Here is a 20812-nt window from a genome sequence, read left to right on the forward strand (position 1 = left end):
GGCTAGGTGTTAGCAATAATAACGGCTCGCAGGGGGGCTGGATAGCCCTCGATGGTTTTGCTGGTATCGTGCGGATCTAAAAAATCTACTAACGACTGACCAGGCATCCATTCGGTGGCACGTTGCTCAGCTAAGCTGGTGACGTTTTCATCCACCACGCGGGCGTTTTTAAAGCCACAGCGTTCAAGCCAATGTAACAAGGCTTTGGTACTAGGAATAAACCAGACGTTGCGCATCTTGGCATAGGTTTCACCCGGTACTAAAACGGTCTGCTCATCACCTGCCACTACCAGCGTTTCTAACACTAACTGGCCACCTGGCTTGAGCTGGGCTTTAAGTTGGGTGAGAAAATCAATGGGCGAGCGCCGATGGTAAAGCACGCCCATGCTAAAGACGGTGTCAAAGGCTTTTAGTTCGGGCATATCTTCTATGCCCAGCGGGAACCAGTGTGCGCGTGCTTGTAGGTCAGTCGGCATAAAGCTGCGCACCGCCATAAACTGCGCCATAAATAGCTGGCCGGGGTCGATGCCCCAGACTTGCTCGGCGCCGCTTTCAAGCATGCGCCAGAGGTGATAACCACTGCCACAACCCACATCAAGCACCTGTTGCCCGCTTAAATCACCGATATGGGGTGCCACTCGTTGCCATTTAAAATCTGAGCGCCATTCGGTATCTATCTGCACCCCATGTAAATTGAACGGGCCCTTGCGCCATGGGGTAAGTTGCATCAGTAGCCCTTTGATGCGTTGCTGTTGGCCGTCGCTGATGCTGTCATTCAGGACGCTCACAGTGGCGCCCAAAGCTACCGCTGTAGGTTCAAGCTGTGGCAATTGTGCGACACAGCGTAACCATTTGGGTAACTCGCCATGTTGTTGCTGTTGCTGCCACTGTTGAAGTTGCGCGGGGAGGCTCGTTAACCAATGTGCCAACGGCGATTGGGCGACAGCGATTAAATCCTTGGTAAATAAAGTCATGATATCCCTTGAGCGTAGGTTAAGCGGCGGTGACTATTTAACAGCAATCAGTGCGGCAAAATTGTAACACTGAAACCACACTTGCGATTGGCTAAAGCCAACCTGCTGTAATCGCTGATGGTGAGTTTCTAAGGTATCAATGCGCATCACATTTTCGATGGCCGCACGTTTTTGTGCTATTTCGAGTTCACTGTAGCCGTTGGCGCGTTTAAATTCATGGTGAATATCTACCAACAGCTCGTTCATGCTGGGGCTATTGCTGCGAAATTTTTCACTGAGTAACAGCGCTCCGCCCGGTTTCAGGCTGTCATAGATGCGCTGTAACAAAGGCTGGCGCTGCTCTGGTGGCACGAACTGTAGGGTAAAGTTCATGGTGACGACCGAGGCATCCGACAACTCACTGTCGAGAATATCTTCACAGCGAATGCTGACCGGAACCGTGCTACGATAGCCTTGTAAATGCAGCTGGCAGCGTTCAACCATAGCGCTGGAGTTATCAATACCAATAATCTGCACTTGCTCTAAGTGGCTTACGTGCTGGCGCATGGCTAAGGTTGCCGCACCTAACGAACAGCCCAAATCGTAAAGGTTACTATGGCTTTGGGCGAAACGTTTGGTTAACTGGCCAATACCTTGCAGAATACTTTGATAGCCAGGTACCGAACGGTTAATCATGTCTGGAAACACTTCAACCACGTTTTGGTCGAAGACAAAATCACTGACTTGCGGTAAAGGTTCGGCAAAGATGGCGTCTTTTTTGCTCATGCTGATAACTCGGGCTGGCGTTTAACATGGCCGCTATTTTAGCGCATGCAGGTGCTAAACTAAATTTTTTCTCAAAAGCGGGCTAGTTGCTGACAATCAGCGCCAGTCCGTTATAATGTGCAGCTTTGTAATTTCTTAATTTGTGGTAGGGACAAACCCATGCGTAGCCATTATTGTGGACAGCTAGAAACAAGCTTAGTAGACCAACCTGTAACCCTTTGTGGATGGGTCAATAAACGCCGTGATTTAGGCGGTTTGATTTTTATCGATATGCGTGATCGCACGGGCTTAGTGCAAGTGGTGTTTGACCCGGATCAACAAGCGCTGTTTGAAACTGCGAATAAGCTTCGGCAAGAGTTTTGTATTCGTTTAACCGGCACGGTGCGGGCGCGTCCTGACAGCCAAATCAATAGATCAATGGCCACGGGTGCGGTAGAAGTGATGGCTACTGAACTGGAAATCATCAGCCGAGCAGAGCCACTGCCGATTGATTTTAACCAGCAGGTAAGCGAAGAGCAGCGCTTACGCTATCGTTATCTCGACTTACGCCGTCCGAACATGAGCCACAACTTACAATTTCGGGCTAAAGTGACCAGTGCGGTGCGCCGTTTTTTAGACGATAACGGCTTTTTGGATATAGAAACACCTATGCTAACTCGTGCCACGCCTGAGGGCGCGCGCGATTATTTGGTGCCGAGCCGTACCCATAAAGGCAAATTCTTCGCGCTGCCACAATCCCCGCAGCTGTTTAAGCAACTGCTGATGATGTCGGGTTTTGACCGCTACTATCAAATCGTGAAATGTTTCCGCGATGAAGATTTGCGTGCCGACCGTCAGCCTGAATTTACCCAAATTGATATTGAAACCTCGTTTATGAGCGCTGACCAAGTGATGGCGGTGACCGAACAGATGGTACGCGGCTTATTCCAGCAGATGTTGGATGTGGATTTAGGTGAGTTTCCACGGATGACTTGGCATGAAGCGATGCGTCGCTTTGGTAGCGACAAGCCTGATCTGCGTAACCCGCTGGAGTTGGTTGATGTTGCTGATGTGCTGCAAGAGGTTGAATTTAAAGTGTTCTCTGGCCCAGCTAATGATCCTAAAGGGCGCGTGGCTGCGTTAAAAGTGCCCGGTAAAGCAGATGCTATCTCACGTAAAGCCATTGATGAATACACCAACTTCGTGGGTATTTATGGAGCTAAAGGCTTAGCTTGGATGAAGATTAACGACCTAGCGGCCGGCCGTGAAGGCGTGCAGTCACCGGTGTTGAAGTTTATTCCTGATGCTGCTTTAACTGCGATTTTAGAGCGTACCGCAGCAGCCAATGGCGATATTATTTTCTTTGGTGCGGACAAAGCGAGCGTGGTGGCTGAAGCCATGGGCGCATTACGCTTAAAAGTAGGCCAAGATTTTGATCTGGTCAGTGATGAGTGGCGCCCGTTATGGGTGGTTGACTTCCCCATGTTTGAAGAAGCCGATGGACGCCTTTATGCGATTCATCATCCTTTTACTGCGCCAGTGAATGTCACCGCAGAAGAACTCAAAGCAAACCCAGAAGCGGCGCTGTCTAATGCCTACGATATGGTGTTGAATGGCGTTGAAGTAGGTGGTGGCTCGGTGCGTATTCATAACAATGATATGCAGCAAGCGGCGTTCGAAATCTTAGGCATTGGTAAAGCTGAAGCACAAGAAAAATTTGGCTTTTTACTCGAGGCACTTAAGTACGGTACGCCACCCCATGCGGGCTTAGCCTTTGGTTTGGACCGCTTGGTGATGTTGATGGTGGGCGCAAGCTCCATTCGTGAAGTGATTGCCTTTCCGAAAACGACCACGGCGGCTTGTGTGCTCACTGATGCCCCAGGTGTCGCTAACCCGGAAGCCTTGGCAGAGTTACATGTTGCTGTTACGGTAAAGGACAGCTAAGTTAACGTCAGACAAGTCACAGGAGCGAATCATGGCGATTATTCTGGGCATTGACCCGGGGTCTCGGTTAACGGGATATGGCCTGATTCGCCAATCTGGGCAACGGGTAAGCTATTTAGGTAGCGGCTGCATTAATGTGATGCGCAGTCTCAAAAGTAACAGCGAACCTTGTTTGGCGGATAAATTAAAGGTGATTCATGATGGCGTCTGTGAGCTGATTACTCAGTTTCAGCCGACCGAGTTCGCCATTGAACAAGTGTTTATGGCACGCAACCCTGATTCAGCCTTAAAACTTGGCCAAGCCCGTGGCGCTGCAATAGTCGCGGCAGCTTGTGCCGGCTTACCTGTGGCTGAATATGCCGCGCGTTTAGTCAAGCAGGCGGTGGTGGGTACTGGCGCCGCTGATAAAGCGCAAGTACAGCACATGGTGATGGCCATGCTGAAGCTAACCCATAAGCCGCAAGCCGATGCTGCGGATGCTCTAGCCGTGGCCTTATGCCATGCTCACACCCGCACCCAACTCATTTTAACCGCAAGGGGACGTGCGTGATTGGACAATTAACGGGTACCTTAATAGCTAAGCACCCACCGGAAATTTTGTTAGACGTGAACGGCGTTGGCTATGAAGTACAACTGCCGATGACCTGCTTTTACGAACTGCCAGAACTGGGCGAACGAGTAACCTTGATCACGCATTTTGTGGTGCGTGAAGATGCCCAATTATTGTATGGTTTTAATACTTTTGCCGAGCGCATGTTATTTCGTCAGTTGATTAAAGCCCAAGGCGTAGGCCCGAAGCTGGCCCTAACTATTATGTCGGGCATGACTGCGCATCAGTTTGTGCATGCCGTAACCCACGATGACGTTACCAGCTTAGTGAAGCTACCAGGGGTGGGCCGTAAAACGGCGGAGCGCTTAGTGGTAGAAATGCGCGACCGGTTGAAAAACTGGGGTTCAACCACTCCGGCCACGGATGCAGCGCCCATTGATTTTGGTGACTTGACCCCAACCATAAGTGCGGATTCACCGCGCGATGATGCCCTGAACGCCTTGCTGGCGCTGGGTTACAAGCTTGCGCAAGCGGAGAAAGCGGTAGCCGCGGCACTGAAAGCGGAACCCCAAGCGTCGAGCGAGCAGCTGATTCGGTTTGCGTTGAAGAATATGTAGGGAAGAGCAAAAGCGTTATTAGCTGTTGGATATTGGATATTAGATAAGACAATGGGGATGAGTGAGTAGGATGATTGAGCCAGACCGGATAAACCAGCCCCATGCTATTGCCGAAGACGAGGTTGTGGATCGTGCGATACGGCCCAAGCAGTTAGCTGATTACACCGGGCAAAAGCATGTTGTTGAGCAAATGGAGATCTTTATTCAGGCGGCCAAACAACGCTCTGAAGCCCTTGATCATGTGCTGATTTTTGGTCCGCCAGGTTTAGGGAAGACAACCCTTGCGAATATTGTCGCGAACGAACTAAACGTAAATATCCGGCAAACTTCCGGTCCGGTACTAGAAAAGGCCGGTGATCTTGCGGCATTGTTAACCAACCTGGAAGAACACGATGTGTTGTTTATTGATGAAATTCATCGCTTGAGCCCGGTGGTTGAAGAGATTTTGTACCCAGCGATGGAAGATTATCAGTTGGACATCATGATTGGCGAAGGGCCTGCTGCACGGTCTATCAAGTTAGATTTGCCGCCCTTTACCTTGATTGGTGCTACAACGCGAGCTGGCGCTTTAACCTCACCCTTGCGTGATCGGTTTGGGATTGTGCAGCGCTTGGAGTTTTACAACGTTGAAGAGCTTACTAGTATTATTAAGCGCTCAGCGAGTTACCTGAATTTACAGTTAGAGCCGCTTGGCGCGTTAGAAATTGCACGTCGTTCGCGCGGTACGCCACGGATAGCTAATCGCTTGTTACGGCGAGTACGCGATTTTGCTGAGGTTAAAAATAACGGCCATATTGATCAAGCCACGGCTGCTGCTGCCTTAGCTATGGTTGATGTGGACGAAGCCGGTTTTGACTACATGGACAAAAAATTGCTGTTGGCAATTATTGAAAAGTTCATGGGTGGCCCGGTGGGGCTCGAGAATTTAGCCGCAGCCATTGGTGAAGAGAAAGACACGATAGAAGATGTGCTGGAGCCCTATTTGATTCAGCAGGGGTATTTGCAGCGCACGCCGCGTGGACGGGTAGCTACTTTAAATGCCTATCGCCATTTCGGATTGGATAAAGAAGGGCAAGAGCGCGGTTAGCTAATAGCGTATTTGTTGTTACCAAAAAAAAGCCCGCTCAGGGAGCGGGCAAAATACAGAACAACAAGGAAGTTAAATCCAGGGAACAATAACAGGAAGAAGTGACAACCGGTCTCTTCGTATCTGGTATATGCTGCGCATTATAAAGAGGCTGGACCAGTTTTCAAACGAGAAAAATTGTGCTTCGCATTACTTTTACTAATATCAAATATTCGATGATGCTTAAAAATTAGGCTTGGTAAAATTGGTAAGACCAAAAATATCGTTTATAAATAGTATCTTAGTGATTTTTGGTCATATTTTAATGATAAAAAAATTTTTGGTGTAAAATTGAGCAAATCAACATTTCAATGGCCCATTCGTGTTTATTATGAAGACACAGATGCTGGCGGTATCGTTTATTATGCGAATTATCTCAAATTTCTTGAGCGGGCCCGTACAGAATGGTTACGCTCGCTAGGAATTGAGCAGGACACTTGGTTGGCTCATCGGGTTGGCTTTGTGGTGCGGCAGGTGCAGATGGATTTGTTGCGGCCGGCTAAATTTAATGATGAACTGATAGTGACGGTTAAGGTCGAACGGCTAGGTCGGGCATCGATTGTGTGTCACCAGCAAGTTATGCTGCAAGATGGTACGGTATTATGTGAGGCTGTGATTAAAGCAGCCTGTGTTCATTTGGGTGAGGCTGGCACTGACGTTCGTGCGGTGCCTATGCCTGCTGAAATAATTGAGGTATTAAAACGTGCAAGCTGAATTGTCTATCACCGCATTAATTTTAGAAGCCAGTGTTGTGGTGCAGTTGGTTATGCTCTTACTGCTGGCATTTTCGGTGGTTGGCTGGATGATGATTTTTCAGCGCCGCAATGTACTTAAAGCCGCTAGCGCCGAAGCTTTGGCGTTTGAGGACAGATTTTGGTCTGGCGTTGATTTAGCGCGGTTATTCCAAGAAGTGACAGCGAAAGCACAAAACGCCGGTGGCATGGAAAAATTATTTCATGCGGGCTTTAAGGAGTTTGCGCGGTTACGCAATAATCCGGCGGTAGGACAGCAGCAAATGTTGGAGGCTTCGTATCGCGCCATGCGGGTGGTGCACTCGCGTGAAGTGGATAACATGGAGCAGAATTTGAGTTGGTTGGCGACCATAGGTTCGATCAGCCCTTATGTGGGCTTGTTTGGTACCGTGTGGGGGATCATGAACGCATTTATCGGCCTGGGTGCGGTGCAGCAGGCGACCTTGGCGATGGTTGCGCCAGGTATCGCGGAAGCTTTGATTGCGACAGCGATGGGTTTGTTTGCGGCGATTCCGGCGGTGATTGCGTACAACCGTTATACTTATCAAGTGGAAAAGATTGATAACCAGTATTTGAATTTTATGGATGAATTGTTGGCTATTTTACAACGGCAAACGGCTCAATCTGCAGCTAAAGCAGGTGCGCCGGCATGATGAGCGTGGTGCGTAAGCGGCGTAAGCCGGTGGCCGAGATCAACGTGGTGCCCTACATCGATGTGATGTTGGTGCTGTTGATTATTTTTATGGTTACGGCACCGTTGATCAGTCAAGGAGTGAAAGTTGATTTGCCCAAGGCCTCAGCGGAGCCGCTTGATCCTGAGAGTGAGCCACCGATTGTGGCATCAGTGGATCAGCAGGGGCGTTATTTTCTGAGTACCCATCCGGAGCCGAATACACCGCTCGAGGTGGTGGATTTAGCGGTGATGGTTGCAGCCGAGTTGCGCATCAGCCCGGAACGTCCGGTGGTGGTTAAAGGAGATGGCGCTGTCAGCTATAATCAGGTGATTCAGTTGATGGTATTGTTGCAGAAAGCTGGTGTGAGTCAGGTTGGTTTGATGACCGATAGTTCGTTGGCTGAAACGGCGGGGGCAGGGCGATAGCATGAGTGACATCAAGCCATCGCAAGATGGAGCCAAAGGTACTTCAGCTAAGTCAACGTCAGCTGCTAAAGCCACGGCTACGCAAGCAGGAGCACGGCTGCCAGCAAAAGGCAGCGAGCTAGGTAAGCCTTTGCTGTGGTCGGTGTTAGTGCATGTGGGCGTTGTAGGTGTGTTAGCAGCGGGGATGGTGTTTCAACCCCAGCTGCCAAACACGCCCATGCAGGTGCAATTGTCGGATCCTAATCTGAGCCCAGATGAAGAAATACCGGCGCCGGATGATTTTGAGGCGGTACAGGCCGTAGCGGTAGATCAAGCCGCGGTAGAACGGCAAGTGCAGGCGATTAATGAGCGTAAGCAAGCGCAAGCGGCGGCGGAGCAGCAGCGCCAAGCAGAATTAGAACGCCGAGCGGAAGCTGCAAGAAAGGCGCGCGAACGTGAGCTACGTGAGTTGCGTGAACTAGAAGCCAAGCAAGAAGCGGAGCGACGTAAGTTAGCTGAAGAGCGAACCAAAGCACAACAAGAAAAGGCAGCGGCCGAGAAAGCGGCAGCAGACGCAGAAGCCCGTCGTAAACGCGAAGAAGCGGCAGCGGCAAAGGCTGAGCAAGAGCGTAAAGAACGAGAAGCTGAAGCGAAGCGATTAGAGCAGGAACGGCTAGAGCGTGAGCGCGAAGCAAAAGAGCGTGCTGAACGCGAACGGCAGTTGCAAGAACGGTTAGCGGCTGAGGCAGCCGAACGTGCTAAGGCACGCCAAGCGCAGATGCAAAGCGAGATTCAGCGCTTTACGGCGTTGATAACCGGGGCTATTCAGCGCAACTGGATCGTGGATGATTCGATGCGTGGTAAAGAATGTCAGCTAACCATTAGCTTGGCTCCGAGTGGCTTTGTTAAATCGGTGGACCAAGGCGTTGGCGATGAGCGGGTGTGTCAATCAGCTCGGACTGCGGTGCTAAAAGCTGGTACACTGCCGGTATCGAAAGATCCTGAAGTGTATAAGCAGATGGAAACCATTAAATTGACGGTTAGACCTAATTTGTAACACTAACGTGTAGTTGAAGAGCTTATGATGAAAAAACTGTTTGCCTGTGTTTTGACAGCGGCGCTAAGCCTGATGGTATTGACGAATTCGGCCCGAGCGGCGCTCGAAATCGTGATTACTGAAGGTATTGATAGTGCCCGGCCGATTGCGGTGGTGCCGTTTGCCTGGAAGGGCGATGGTCCGAAGCCAGAAGGATTAACCGAGGTGGTGGCTGCCGATTTAATGCGCAGCGGCAAGTTTAATCCGATTCCAGTAGCGGCAATGCCACAACGACCTAGTTCGTCGGCTGAGATTGATTATGCCGCGTGGGCTGCGCTGGGTGTCGAAGCCGTGTTGGTGGGGACGATTGAGCCTTATGCCGTAGACCGTTACACGGTTTCGTTTGAAATCGTCGATGTGTTGCGCGGACAAATTACTAGTGGCACGCAAGTGCTGCGTAATGGCCAGTTGGTTAACTCGCAAGATCATATTCTCGATGCACGTAGCAGTGTGATTGACCGCAATCAGTTTCGGCAGTACTCGCACCGCATCTCTGATGTGTTTTACGAGACTTTAACGGGGCAAAAGGGTGCATTTATGACTCGTATTGCTTATGTTACGGTGAACTATAAACTGGATAAGCCTTACGAGTTAGTGGTAGCAGACTACGATGGTTTTAATGAAAAGGTGCTGTTGCGTAGCCCTGAGCCATTAATGTCGCCGTCCTGGTCACCTGATGGTAATAAATTAGCTTATGTGAGCTTTGAGAATAAAAAGCCACAGATCTTTATTCAGGATATTTATACCCGTAGTCGTGAGCAAATCACTGATTATAGAGGCATTAACAGTCGGCCAGTATTCTCGCCCGATGGTAAGCAGTTGGCGATGGTGTTGTCGAAAGATGGCAATCCAGAATTGTATACCATGGAGCTGGCAACGAAGAAATTGAAGCGAGTTACGAATCATCATGCTATCGATACGGAGCCAAATTGGTCGCCGGATGGTAACTCGCTGATTTTTACCTCAGAAAGGGGTGGAAGACCGCAGCTTTATAGCGTAAATTTAAGTTCAGGACAGGTTCGTCGCTTAACTTTTGAAGGTGAGCAAAATTTAGGTGGAACCTATACGCCAGATGGAACGCAAGTGATTATGGTAAACCGCACGCAGGGGAATTATCATATTGCGCGGCAGGATTATCCCAATGGCAATATGCAAGTGTTAACGCAGACAGCCTTGGATGAATCGCCGAGCTTGGCACCGAATGGAAGTATGGTGATTTACAGCACCACCCATAATAACCAGCAAGTACTAGCGTTGGTATCGTTGGATGGGCGGTTTAAGGCACGGTTACCGGCTCGTGAAGGTGAAGTTAAATCGCCCTCATGGTCACCCTTTTTAAGATAGTTTTACACACACACATACACAGACAGATTTCATTTGATCGAAAGGAACGCGGATATGAACGCAAATAAAGCCCTGAAGAGTTTGTTCATTGCAGTACCTATGTTGGCATTGGCTGCTTGTAGCTCTAACCAAGCTGCTGAAGAAGCAGTAGATCAACAAACCAATCAACAGCAACAGGGTCAAGGCTCTGGTTCTGGCGTTGATGTTGGTGGCATTGAGCGCCCGAAAACGCCTGAAGAGATTCGTGCTGAAAAAGTAGCTGAATTACGTCAAGCAAACACTGTATTCTTTGCCTTTGATGATTCACGCATCAGCTCTGAGTACGCGCAAGTGTTAGCAGCTCATGCGGACTTCTTGGTTCAGAACCCAGCGGTCTCTGTTACTGTAGAAGGTCATTGTGACGAGCGTGGCACCCCAGAGTACAACATTGCTCTCGGTGAGCGTCGTGCCAAAGCGGTTGCTCAGTATCTGCAAAACTTAGGCGTAAACTCAAGCCAAATCAACACTGTGTCTTACGGTGAAGAAAAGCCTCTGATCAAAGCGTCTAACGATGATGCTTATGCTAAAAACCGTCGTGGCGTATTAGTTTACTAAGTTAGTTACTTTAACCAACGGTTAAGCCAATGCAAAAAACATTACTGGTATTGGCCTTACTGATTCCCGGCGTTCTGCATGCGCAGGCGCCGGTATCTAAGTTAGGCAGCGGTTCAGTAGAAGAGCGTTTGGCGCAGCTTGAACGAGTGATGGATGCTCGTAATGCGGCGCAAATGGCGTTGCTGGACCAGATGGGGCAGTTGCAAGACGAGGTCGCAAATCTTCGCGGTACCACTGAAGAGCATGCCTACCAAATTGAGCAGATTTTGCAGCGTCAACGTGAAATCTATCAAGAAATCGATCGTCGTTTGGCGACTAATCCACAGCCACTTCCGGTTGCTAGTGATACGAATGCCACCGCAAATTCTGGGGCGTCTGCAAGCTATTCAACTAACCTCAGCGAAAACGAAGCCTATGAGCAAGCCATTCAGTTGGTGTTGCGAGATAAGCGCTACGATGCTGCGGTGCCAGCGTTCAATGCTTTTATCGAGAATTTTCCGCAATCAAGCTATGTCCCCAACGCGCATTATTGGTTAGGGCAGTTACTCTTTGCTGAAAGCAATTATGACCAAGCTAAAGTGCATTTTACGACTGTCATGAATGACTTCAAAGATAGTAACAAGCGCGGCGATTGTATTTTGAAATTGGGTATTATTGCGCAACAGCAAGATGATACAGCTACTGCTCGCCAGTATTACAACCAAGTCATGCAAGAGTATCCAAGTAGCACCGAAGCTGGTTTGGCCAAGAAACGTCTCGATAATTTGTAAGTATTCTGTAGAAAATTCGGGAAAACGTTCGCAATTTGAGCAAACAGACCCGATTGATGCAATTTACAGTTGCAACGAGCGGCTTTTTCAGTAAACTATGCCGCCGTTGCCACTGATAAGTGTGCAGCACGACAGTGATGGGTTGTTAGCTCAGTTGGTAGAGCAGTTGACTTTTAATCAATTGGTCGCAGGTTCGAATCCTGCACAACCCACCAATCACCGTCACCCTTTCAAAGTTTTAGCGTGGGTTGTTAGCTCAGTTGGTAGAGCAGTTGACTTTTAATCAATTGGTCGCAGGTTCGAATCCTGCACAACCCACCACTATTTTCCCCCAGTCTGTTTTAGTCTATACTACCGCAACTTTTATTCATGTATTGAAGTGGTACCATGAGCATAACTGCAGAAATTCAAGCACGTGTCATTGATCAGTTGGATTATCCGTTTCCTGCTAAACCCAAACCGTTAAGCGATGCTGAAAAAGCAGCGTACACTGCCCGTATTAAAGAATTATTACGTGAGCAGAATGCGGTGTTGGTAGCACACTATTACACCGACCCAGAAATTCAAGCTTTAGCCGAAGCAACCGGCGGCTGTGTAGCTGACTCGCTAGAAATGGCGCGATTTGGTGCACAACATGAAGCCGATACGCTGATTGTGGCTGGAGTAAAGTTTATGGGCGAAACCGCGAAGATCCTGACGCCTAACAAACGTGTGTTGTTGCCTACCTTAGAGGCCACCTGTTCGTTAGACCTCGGCTGTCCCATCGATGAGTTTTCAAAGTTCTGTGATGAGCATCCAGACCGTACCGTGGTGGTCTATGCGAACACTTCGGCGGCAGTTAAAGCGCGCGCTGACTGGGTTGTTACCTCAAGTATTGCACTAGAAGTTGTGGACCACCTAGATGCCAACGGTGAAAAAATTCTGTGGGGCCCTGATAAACACTTAGGTGCTTACATTCAAAAGCAAACGGGTGCTGACATGCTGATGTGGCAGGGCGCTTGTATTGTCCATGATGAATTTAAGACAAAGAGCTTGGAAGATCTCAAACGGGTGTATCCAGAGGCTGCCATTTTGGTGCATCCAGAATCGCCCGCGGCCATCGTTGATCTAGCTGATGCTGTAGGCTCAACCTCACAGTTGATTAAAGCGAGTCAAGAACTGCCGAACGAGACCTTCATCGTCGCCACCGATCGCGGTATTTTCTATAAAATGCAGCAGTTGTCGCCACACAAGCACTTTATTGAAGCTCCTACGGCTGGCAATGGTGCTACCTGCCGTAGCTGTGCGCATTGTCCATGGATGGCAATGAATGGCTTGGTAGCTATCACGGAAGCCCTTGAAAAGGGCGGTGCTGCCCATGAGATTCACGTGGATGCGGCACTCGCGGAACGCGCGCTTCGCCCACTCAACCGCATGCTCCAGTTCAAAGGCTAATCATGATTCGTTGTTCGTTACTCGTACCATTACAGCCGAGTAACGAACAACCCCCACTAATATCTAATATCTAATAGCTAACATCACTCTTGCTCTCCCACTAATATCTAATATCTAATATCTAATATCTAATAGCTAATAGCTAATATCCAACAGCGCTCTTGCTCTCCCCCCCAATATTCATTCATCAATATAACGGATATATTTGCCATCAAGCCAATAGCTGCCTATGTTGAATTGTTAGCTATCACAATGAGGCAGGTAGTATGGCTTTTTATTCTCATGACGATGTTCGTGATAACTGTGGTTTTGGGTTGATTGCACAAATTGATGGTAAACCTAGCCACGACTTAGTCACTCGGGCGATTACCGGGTTGGCCAATATGCAGCACCGCGGCGGGATTAACGCCGACGGTAAAACGGGCGATGGTTGTGGCTTGTTGCTGCAATTGCCGGAGCAATTTTTTCGGGACTATGCAGCGCAACAAGGCTGGCACCTGAGCAAAAAGTTTGCGGTGGGCATGGTATTTCTAAGTGTTGATGAGCAGCAAGCTGCGGCACAAAAAAGTGTGCTAGAGCGAGAGTTGGCACAAGAAACACTTACCGTTGAAGGTTGGCGCGAAGTGCCCGTTGATGCTGATATTTTAGGCGAGTTAGCGCAACAAACGCGACCACAGATTGCCCAAGTTATTGTTAGTGCGCCACCGGGTTGGCGTAAAAAGGATTTAGAGCGACGGTTGTTTATGGCCCGGCGGCGGGCTGAGAATCGGTTAGCCGGCAATAGCGATTTTTATGTGTGTTCGTTGTCGTGTCTAGTGATTGTTTACAAAGGCTTGATGCTAGCCAAAGACCTTGGCCATTTTTATCTGGATTTAGCGAATCCGGCGTTAACTACGTCGAACTGTGTTTTTCATCAGCGTTTTTCTACCAATACCCAACCCCAATGGCGATTGGCGCAACCTTTCAGATTTTTAGCGCATAATGGTGAGATTAATGCCATTCGTGGCAATCGCCAGTGGGCGGCAGCACGCCAGTACAAGTTTCACTCGCCACTGTTACCTGATTTGCAGCAGGCGGCGCCGTTTGTGAATAGCGACGGTTCAGACTCGTCGGCGCTGGATAACATGCTGGAGTTGCTGTTAGCAGGGGGCATGGATTTGTTTCGGGCGCTGCGTTTATTGATTCCGCCGGCTTGGCAGGGCGATCCGACCATGGATGATGCTTTGCGAGCGTTTTACGAATTTAACTCCATGCACATGGAGCCGTGGGATGGGCCGGCTGGAATTGTCATGAGCAACGGGCGGCATGTGGCTTGTAGTTTAGATCGGAATGGGCTACGTCCGGCGCGATTTATTTTGACTGACACCGGCGTGCTTACGATCGCTTCTGAAGTAGGGATCTGGGACTACGATGAAGCTACCGTGATTGAAAAGGGACGCTTAGGTCCGGGCCAAATGTTGGCGGTAGATACTTACAATGGTCGAATTTGGCGGAGTGCTGAAATCGACCAAGATTTGCAGGCTCGTCATCCTTATCGAGATTGGTTAACCAGCCATGTGCGAATCTTGCAACCGTTTCGTGAGTGCGCGGCTGAGTTATTGGGGCAGCGCTTGTTTGATGATGCGCAGATGTTGGTGTATCACAAGTTGTTTTTGTACAACCGTGAGGAACTGCAGCAAGTGTTGGCAGTGTTAGCCAGTGATGGCCATGAGGCTACGGGTTCGATGGGTGACGACACTCCAATTGCAGTACTTTCAGCCCATCAGCGTTCATTGTACGATTATTTTCGGCAGCAGTTTGCGCAGGTCACCAACCCACCTATCGACCCTATTCGCGAACGTCATGTGATGAGTTTGGCTACCTGTTTAGGGCGTGAGCAAAATGTCTTTAGTGAGACGTCAGGTTATGCCGAGCGTGTGGTGATTGAGTCACCGGTGTTGATGTATACCGATGTGAAGCAATTACGCCAGTTACCTGCAGAAGGCTACAAGTTAGCCAAGCTAAGTTTGCAGTTTTCTGCACAGCAGGACAATTTAGAGCAAGCACTGACGCGTTTGTGTCAAGAAGCCGTACGTCTGGTGCGAGAGGAGCAGGTGGTACTGTTGCTGCTAAGCGACCGTGATATCGACCGCAACCTATTAACCATCCCCGCGGCATTGGCCGTGGGTGCCGTGCAGCAAGCGCTAGTGCGCGAAAACCTACGCTGTGATTCAAATATTTTGGTGGAAACCGCATCGGTGCGCGATGCTCATCAGATGGCGGTGTTGATTGGGTTGGGTGCGACTGCGGTGTATCCGTTCTTAGCCTATGAAAGTATTGAACAATTAGTAGAACAAGGGGTGGTTAAGGAAGAGGTGCGTACCGCCCTGACGAATTATCGCGAGGGCATCAACAAGGGTTTGCTTAAGATCATGTCGAAAATGGGCATTGCCACCGTTGCCAGTTACCGCGGTGCTTGTTTGTTTGAGGTGGTGGGACTCGCCGATGGGGTGCGCCAACGTTGCTTTGCTCATGCGCCTGCCCGCATTGGTGGTGCTGAGTTTAGTGATTTGCAGCTGCAGCTTGAACAGGTTCGCCAGCGAGCCTGGTTAGCGCATCAACCGTTACCCGCAGGGGGCCTGTTAAAGTACGTGCATGGTGGCGAATACCATGCCTATAACCCGGATGTGGTGACCAGCTTGCAACAGGCGGTAAAGACGGGTGATAGTGCAGCCTATCAGCGTTTTGCTGACCATGTTAACCAGCGTCCAATTGCCTTTATTCGTGACTTATTGCAACCCCAGCCGGTAGCCAAACCATTACCTTTAGCCGAAGTAGAACCAGCAACTGCTTTGTTTCATCGCTTTGATAGCGCCGCCATGTCGATTGGCGCGCTTAGCCCCGAAGCCCACGAGGCTTTGGCTGAGGGGATGAATAGCATCGGTGGACATTCAAATTCAGGTGAAGGTGGGGAAGATCCGCGCCGCTTTGGTACCCCTAAAAACTCACGGATTAAGCAAATTGCTTCAGGCAGATTTGGGGTAACACCACACTATTTGGTAAATGCCGATGTGCTGCAAATCAAAATTGCGCAAGGAGCAAAACCTGGTGAGGGCGGACAACTGCCCGGTGAAAAGGTATCTGCGGAGATTGCACGGCTTAGATACGCAGTGCCGGGCACGACGCTGATCTCACCACCACCGCATCATGATATTTATTCGATTGAAGATTTGGCCCAGCTGATTTTTGATTTAAAGCAGGTGAATCCTCAGGCTTTAATTAGTGTGAAATTAGTATCGTCGCCGGGCATTGGCACCATAGCTACTGGGGTGGCGAAAGCCTACGCCGATTTGATCACCGTATCTGGTTACGATGGTGGCACCGGCGCAAGCCCCTTAACTTCAGTGAAGCACGCCGGTTCGCCGTGGGAGTTAGGCTTAGCTGAAGTGCAGCAAGCCCTAGTAAGTAATAACTTACGCCACAAAGTACGAGTACAAGTAGATGGCGGCTTAAAGACAGGTTTAGACGTCATCAAAGCGGCGATTTTAGGGGCCGAAAGTTTTGGCTTTGGCACCGCGCCTATGGTGGCGTTAGGCTGTAAGTATCTGCGTATCTGTCATTTGAACAACTGTGCGACTGGGGTGGCAACTCAAGACGAAACCTTGCGTCGCGAGCATTTTAGTGGCCTACCGGAGCGGGTGGCGCAGTACTTTACCTTTGTGGCTGAAGAAGTACGTTATTGGTTAGCCCAATTAGGCGTAGCGCAGTTAACGGATCTTATTGGCCGGGTGGATTTATTGGAACGCGTGACTGGAACCACAGCCATGCAGCAACGGTTAGATGTGTCGGGGCTATTAGCCGCAGCAGGTACAGATAATGGACTGCCTCGTCATTGTACCGAGCGCAACCCGGCCGCTGACCAAGGCCAGCTTAATCAGCAGTTGTTGAGCTTAACCGAAGCTGCTATCGCCGCCGGTAGTGGCGGCCATTGGCACCTGCCGGTACGTAACTACGATCGTGCCGTAGGGGCTGCCGTAGCGGGGCAAATCGCGCGCAAATACGGCAATCAAGGGATGGCTGGTGCGCCTATCACCATTACTCTTGAGGGTTCGGTCGGGCAGAGTTTTGGCGCCTTTAATGCTGGCGGCTTGCGGCTTGAACTTACCGGTGATGCTAATGACTATGTCGGCAAAGGCATGGCTGGTGGACGGTTGGTGATAAAACCGCCACGAGTGGCGACATACGCAAGTAATCAGGCCATTATCATGGGGAACACCTGCTTGTATGGGGCTACTGGCGGCAAGTTGTTTGCCGCCGGCTGTGCCGGTGAGCGCTTTGCGGTGCGTAACTCAGGCGCAACGGCCGTGGTCGAGGGCATCGGTGACCATGGCTGCGAATACATGACTGGCGGTATTGTGGTGGTGTTAGGCCGCACTGGCATTAACTTTGGTGCTGGGATGACCGGCGGCTTTGCTTATGTGTGGGACCAAGATGGCCAGTTTAAAGCGCGGCTTAATCGTGAATTAGTAGAGCCTTGCGCAGTAGATTCGCCGATGTTGCAGGAGCATCTGCGAGGGCTCATTCATGAACATTATGAACGCACCGGCAGCGAACACGCACACCAGTTACTGCGGCGCTTAGAGCAGCATTTTAGTGAGTTTGTGATGGTGAAGCCGAAGGCCGCAGACTTAGCTGATTTGGTCGGGCATCGAGCCCGATCGACCGCTGAATTGCGCGTGGAGGTGATGTAATGAACAAGAATATTTATCAGTTTTTGGATGTTCAGCGCATCGATCCGCCGAAAAAATCTGTCCGCGAACGGCAAATTGAGTTCGTGGAAATCTATGAACCTATGGCTGAGCATCAGGTGAGTGGTCAAGCCGATCGTTGTTTAGATTGTGGTAATCCTTACTGTGAATGGCAGTGCCCGGTGCATAATTATATTCCGCAGTGGTTAGAGCTGGCACAGCAGGGGCGTATTTTCGAAGCCGCTGAGTTATGTCATCAAACCAATAGCTTACCGGAAGTTTGTGGGCGTGTGTGTCCACAAGATCGGCTCTGTGAAGGCGCTTGCACGCTGAATGATGAGTTTGGTGCGGTGACCATAGGCAGCATTGAGAAGTACATCACCGATACTGCTTTTGCACAAGGCTGGCGCCCGGACCTATCGCAGGTACAGAAGCTTGATAAGCGGGTGGCAGTGATTGGGGCCGGACCGGCTGGGTTAGCTTGTGCGGATGTGTTGGTGCGCAACGGCGTCAGTCCGGTTGTGTTTGACCGCTATCCTGAGATTGGTGGCTTACTCACGTATGGGATCCCACCTTTTAAGTTAGAAAAATCGGTGATGCAGTTACGGCGCGAAATTTTTACCGAGATGGGCATTGAGTTTCGCTTAAATACCGATATTGGTAGCGATGTGCAGTTCAGTGAGCTGTTACAACAATTTGATGCGGTATTTGTGGCACTTGGCACCTATCAAGCCCTCGACGGTAAGCTCTCAGGATTGGATGCAGAAGGTGTGCATCATGCCTTGCCGTATTTGATTGGGAATACGCAACGGTTGTTGGAGCACGCCCCGATGCCGGCCTATCCTTGGTTAAATTTGCAGGGCCAGCGCGTGGTGGTATTAGGCGGTGGTGATACGGCGATGGATTGTGTGCGGACTGCTGTGCGCCAACAGGCGGCTAGCGTGATCTGTGCTTATCGGCGCGACGAGCAAAATATGCCAGGTTCGCGGCGTGAGGTGCAAAATGCTCGAGAAGAAGGGGTGGTGTTTGAGTTTAACTTGCAACCGTTAGCGATTGAAACCGATGCGAATGGCAAGGTGAGCGGGGTGCGGATGGTGCGCACGCAACTCGGTGCGCCCGATGCGCAAGGCCGACGTCGCCCCGAAGTGGTGGCAGACTCAGAATTTGTCTTGGCAGCAGATGCCGTGGTGATTGCGTTTGGCTATCAGCCTAATCCGCCTAGTTGGCTTACTGAGCAAGGCGTAGAATTGACGGATTGGGGCACGGTTGCAACTCAAGAACAGCAAACCTACGCCTTGCAGACCAGTCATCCGCAGATTTTCGCTGGCGGTGACATGGTGCTGGGGGCCGATTTGGTGGTGACCGCAATAGCCCAAGGGCGCAAGGCTGCCTTGGGCATTTGTGATTGGCTACAACGGGCCGATTAGCGCTCGGATCTGCTAGCTAATTCAGGGTGTAACAGCTGATAGCCGGTTGCCAATAGCCGTTGATTGCTTAAGCGCTTGCTACCGCGGGCGCCGACTTTATCGCTACGCGGCAGCTCGGTAATAGCAACCCCGAGTTGTGCGGCGATGCGAGCATAGGCATCTTGCTGTAACAGCGGCTGACTATCGGTGACCAAGTAGACGTCTTCGCAATGTTCAGGATGAGCCAATAAGTGGCCAATAAAACCAGCCACGTCGTCACTGTGAATGCGGTTGGTCCAGGTAGGAGAAATAACCGCTGTACCCGCTTGAATTTGCTGGCGCAGGCGCTCCCGACCGGGGCCATAAATGCCTGAACAGCGCAACACACTTACCGTAGCGGCGCTGCCTTGAATCACTCGCTCGGCTTGCAGCAGCATCTCGCCGCTATCGCTGGTTGGCTCGGTAGCGCTTTCTTCATCGACCCACTCGCCATGGGTTTGGCCATAAACGCCGGTGCTAGACACATACAAGACACGAGGCGGCTCGGCCAATTGATTAAAGACCTGCTGTAAATGCCGACATGGCACCACGTAGGCTTGATGGTAGCCATCACGCGAGTAGTCATTTGGTGTTAGGGTGATCACTACGGCTGCCACCGGTTCATCAAACAAGGCTTTAAGTTCAGTTTCGTTGTTGGCACTGGCTGCTACTAATTCTACCCCCGCTGGCGCGGTTTTGCGTTCGGGTTGCCGGCAGACGCCAACCACCTGCCAGCCTTGTTTAACTAATAAAGGTGCGGTGCGTTGGGCGATATCGCCATAACCTATCCAAAGTAATCTCGGCTTCACTATACGGCTCCTAACCAAACGTCTAAAAATAGCATCAGTACCAAGCCTATCATTAAGCCACTGGTGGCGCGCTGATGATGGCCATGGCGGTGTGTTTCTGGGATGATTTCGTGACTGATTACAAACAACATGGCCCCGGCGGCAAAGACTAAGCCCCAAGGAAGTAACAACTGTGACAAGTTTACAAAGATGCCGCCAACCAGGCCGCCGAGAGGCTCAATAAGGCCGGTTAAAGAGGCTACTACAAAGGCTTTGAGGCGGCTGTAGCCCACCGCCAAAAGGCCAACTGCAACCGCTAAGCCTTCGGGTAGGTTTTGCAGGCCAATCCCTAATGCGAGCGAAAAGGCGCGCTCTTGGTCTCCACTACCGTAGCCTACGCCAACGGCGAGGCCTTCGGGGAAATTGTGAATAGCAATGGCAAAAACGAATAGCCAGATACCTGCTACTTTGTCGCTATCACGGCCTTCGGGGCCACTTACAAAGTGTTCATGGGGTAACAGTCGGTCAAGCAGAGCAATCGCTAGTGCTCCCATTAAAATACCAACCACAGCAATGGTAGCCGGCCAAGGACCAGGACCATAGATTTCGGTGGATATATCAATGGAGGGCACGATCAAAGAGAAAAATGAAGCGGCTAACATGACCCCAGCGGCAAAGCCAAGCAAGGTGTCATTAAAGGCTGCGGAGGGTTGTTTACCTATCAGAATGGGCAGTGCCCCGATCGCGGTAAGGCCGCCAGTTAGGGTACTGGCTACTAAGGCCATCCAAATCAATTCCATCGGCTCGCTGACTCCTACGATGCGATAAC

The 20812-nt window shown here is 50.4% G+C and carries 18 protein-coding genes and 2 tRNA genes; 16 read left to right on the top strand and 4 right to left on the bottom strand.

Annotation, left to right across the window (positions count from 1 at the left end; all coding sequences use genetic code 11):
* Positions 1-2: 2 nt before the first annotated feature.
* Positions 3-974, bottom strand: coding sequence for a tRNA 5-methoxyuridine(34)/uridine 5-oxyacetic acid(34) synthase CmoB (gene cmoB / locus ACQ661_RS03245; protein WP_431667615.1), 972 nt, complete (start codon positions 972-974; stop codon positions 3-5).
* Positions 975-1007: 33 nt separating this feature from the next.
* Entirely contained in the window at positions 1008-1739 is a 732-nt protein-coding gene (cmoA, locus tag ACQ661_RS03250; RefSeq protein ID WP_313932503.1) for a carboxy-S-adenosyl-L-methionine synthase CmoA, read from the bottom strand.
* Between the two features lie 159 nt (positions 1740-1898).
* Here cmoA and aspS point away from each other — a divergent pair, with 159 nt between their 5' ends.
* The 16 genes from aspS to ACQ661_RS03330 all read left to right on the top strand — a co-directional run bounded on the left by aspS (position 1899) and on the right by ACQ661_RS03330 (position 19177).
* Entirely contained in the window at positions 1899-3662 is a 1764-nt protein-coding gene (aspS, locus tag ACQ661_RS03255; RefSeq protein ID WP_431667617.1) for an aspartate--tRNA ligase, read from the top strand.
* Between the two features lie 31 nt (positions 3663-3693).
* Positions 3694-4212: a crossover junction endodeoxyribonuclease RuvC gene (gene ruvC, locus ACQ661_RS03260; protein WP_313932501.1), complete on the top strand. Its 519-nt coding sequence runs from the start codon at positions 3694-3696 to the stop codon at positions 4210-4212.
* Positions 4209-4829 carry a Holliday junction branch migration protein RuvA gene (gene ruvA, locus ACQ661_RS03265; protein WP_110074916.1) on the top strand — a complete coding sequence of 207 codons (621 nt, stop codon included), beginning with the start codon at positions 4209-4211 and terminating at the stop codon, positions 4827-4829. The genes ruvC and ruvA overlap by 4 nt, the downstream gene beginning before the upstream one ends.
* Positions 4830-4899: 70 nt before the next feature.
* Complete coding sequence (gene ruvB, locus ACQ661_RS03270; protein ID WP_153825999.1) at positions 4900-5916, top strand: Holliday junction branch migration DNA helicase RuvB; 1017 nt, start codon at positions 4900-4902, stop codon at positions 5914-5916.
* Positions 5917-6246: 330 nt separating this feature from the next.
* Positions 6247-6669 (top strand): tol-pal system-associated acyl-CoA thioesterase, encoded by a 423-nt coding sequence (gene ybgC / locus ACQ661_RS03275; protein WP_110074914.1) that lies wholly within the window; start codon positions 6247-6249, stop codon positions 6667-6669.
* Positions 6659-7360, top strand: a complete 702-nt coding sequence (gene tolQ / locus ACQ661_RS03280) for a protein TolQ (RefSeq protein WP_110074913.1) — start codon at positions 6659-6661, stop codon at positions 7358-7360. The genes ybgC and tolQ overlap by 11 nt, the downstream gene beginning before the upstream one ends.
* Positions 7357-7806: a protein TolR gene (gene tolR / locus ACQ661_RS03285; protein WP_110074912.1), complete on the top strand. Its 450-nt coding sequence runs from the start codon at positions 7357-7359 to the stop codon at positions 7804-7806. Before tolQ ends, tolR begins: the two co-directional genes overlap by 4 nt.
* Before the next feature lies 1 nt (position 7807).
* Complete coding sequence (gene tolA / locus ACQ661_RS03290) at positions 7808-8842, top strand: cell envelope integrity protein TolA (protein WP_110074911.1); 1035 nt, start codon at positions 7808-7810, stop codon at positions 8840-8842.
* Positions 8843-8914: 72 nt separating this feature from the next.
* Complete coding sequence (gene tolB / locus ACQ661_RS03295; protein ID WP_369744178.1) at positions 8915-10225, top strand: Tol-Pal system beta propeller repeat protein TolB; 1311 nt, start codon at positions 8915-8917, stop codon at positions 10223-10225.
* A gap of 54 nt (positions 10226-10279) precedes the next feature.
* The gene (pal, locus tag ACQ661_RS03300) at positions 10280-10819 is read left to right on the top strand and encodes a peptidoglycan-associated lipoprotein Pal (protein WP_431667619.1); all 540 of its coding nucleotides are present in this window, start codon (positions 10280-10282) and stop codon (positions 10817-10819) included.
* A 29-nt stretch (positions 10820-10848) separates the two neighbouring features.
* Entirely contained in the window at positions 10849-11589 is a 741-nt protein-coding gene (gene ybgF, locus ACQ661_RS03305) for a tol-pal system protein YbgF (protein ID WP_431667620.1), read from the top strand.
* Between the two features lie 139 nt (positions 11590-11728).
* Positions 11729-11804 (top strand) — tRNA-Lys (locus ACQ661_RS03310).
* A gap of 30 nt (positions 11805-11834) precedes the next feature.
* Positions 11835-11910 (top strand) — tRNA-Lys (locus ACQ661_RS03315).
* Positions 11911-11976: 66 nt separating this feature from the next.
* The gene (nadA, locus tag ACQ661_RS03320; protein WP_431667621.1) at positions 11977-13023 is read left to right on the top strand and encodes a quinolinate synthase NadA; all 1047 of its coding nucleotides are present in this window, start codon (positions 11977-11979) and stop codon (positions 13021-13023) included.
* A 266-nt stretch (positions 13024-13289) separates the two neighbouring features.
* Entirely contained in the window at positions 13290-17753 is a 4464-nt protein-coding gene (gltB, locus tag ACQ661_RS03325; protein ID WP_431667622.1) for a glutamate synthase large subunit, read from the top strand.
* Entirely contained in the window at positions 17753-19177 is a 1425-nt protein-coding gene (locus tag ACQ661_RS03330) for an FAD-dependent oxidoreductase (protein ID WP_431667623.1), read from the top strand. The genes gltB and ACQ661_RS03330 overlap by 1 nt, the downstream gene beginning before the upstream one ends.
* On the opposite strand, the gene ACQ661_RS03335 is transcribed toward ACQ661_RS03330, so the two are convergent.
* Positions 19174-20004, bottom strand: coding sequence for an SDR family oxidoreductase (locus ACQ661_RS03335; RefSeq protein ID WP_431667624.1), 831 nt, complete (start codon positions 20002-20004; stop codon positions 19174-19176). The two genes, ACQ661_RS03330 and ACQ661_RS03335, sit on opposite strands and share 4 nt — an antisense overlap.
* Positions 20004-20783: a ZIP family metal transporter gene (locus tag ACQ661_RS03340; RefSeq protein WP_431667625.1), complete on the bottom strand. Its 780-nt coding sequence runs from the start codon at positions 20781-20783 to the stop codon at positions 20004-20006. Before ACQ661_RS03340 ends, ACQ661_RS03335 begins: the two co-directional genes overlap by 1 nt.
* Positions 20784-20812: the final 29 nt, after the last annotated feature.

The organism is Pseudidiomarina sp. WS423 (assembly GCF_050750165.1).
Taxonomy (GTDB): domain Bacteria; phylum Pseudomonadota; class Gammaproteobacteria; order Enterobacterales; family Alteromonadaceae; genus Pseudidiomarina; species Pseudidiomarina fusca.

Bases quoted from the DNA above. Each gene is read 5' to 3' on its own strand.
- cmoB (WP_431667615.1), bottom strand. From the start codon at position 974: ATGACTTTATTTACCAAGGATTTAATCGCTGTCGCCCAATCGCCGTTG.
- cmoA (WP_313932503.1), bottom strand. From the start codon at position 1,739: ATGAGCAAAAAAGACGCCATCTTTGCCGAACCTTTACCGCAAGTCAGT.
- aspS (WP_431667617.1), top strand. From the start codon at position 1,899: ATGCGTAGCCATTATTGTGGACAGCTAGAAACAAGCTTAGTAGACCAA.
- ruvC (WP_313932501.1), top strand. From the start codon at position 3,694: ATGGCGATTATTCTGGGCATTGACCCGGGGTCTCGGTTAACGGGATAT.
- ruvB (WP_153825999.1), top strand. From the start codon at position 4,900: ATGATTGAGCCAGACCGGATAAACCAGCCCCATGCTATTGCCGAAGAC.
- tolR (WP_110074912.1), top strand. From the start codon at position 7,357: ATGATGAGCGTGGTGCGTAAGCGGCGTAAGCCGGTGGCCGAGATCAAC.
- tolA (WP_110074911.1), top strand. From the start codon at position 7,808: ATGAGTGACATCAAGCCATCGCAAGATGGAGCCAAAGGTACTTCAGCT.
- tolB (WP_369744178.1), top strand. From the start codon at position 8,915: ATGGTATTGACGAATTCGGCCCGAGCGGCGCTCGAAATCGTGATTACT.
- pal (WP_431667619.1), top strand. From the start codon at position 10,280: ATGAACGCAAATAAAGCCCTGAAGAGTTTGTTCATTGCAGTACCTATG.
- ybgF (WP_431667620.1), top strand. From the start codon at position 10,849: ATGCAAAAAACATTACTGGTATTGGCCTTACTGATTCCCGGCGTTCTG.
- nadA (WP_431667621.1), top strand. From the start codon at position 11,977: ATGAGCATAACTGCAGAAATTCAAGCACGTGTCATTGATCAGTTGGAT.
- gltB (WP_431667622.1), top strand. From the start codon at position 13,290: ATGGCTTTTTATTCTCATGACGATGTTCGTGATAACTGTGGTTTTGGG.
- ACQ661_RS03330 (WP_431667623.1), top strand. From the start codon at position 17,753: ATGAACAAGAATATTTATCAGTTTTTGGATGTTCAGCGCATCGATCCG.
- ACQ661_RS03340 (WP_431667625.1), bottom strand. From the start codon at position 20,783: ATGGAATTGATTTGGATGGCCTTAGTAGCCAGTACCCTAACTGGCGGC.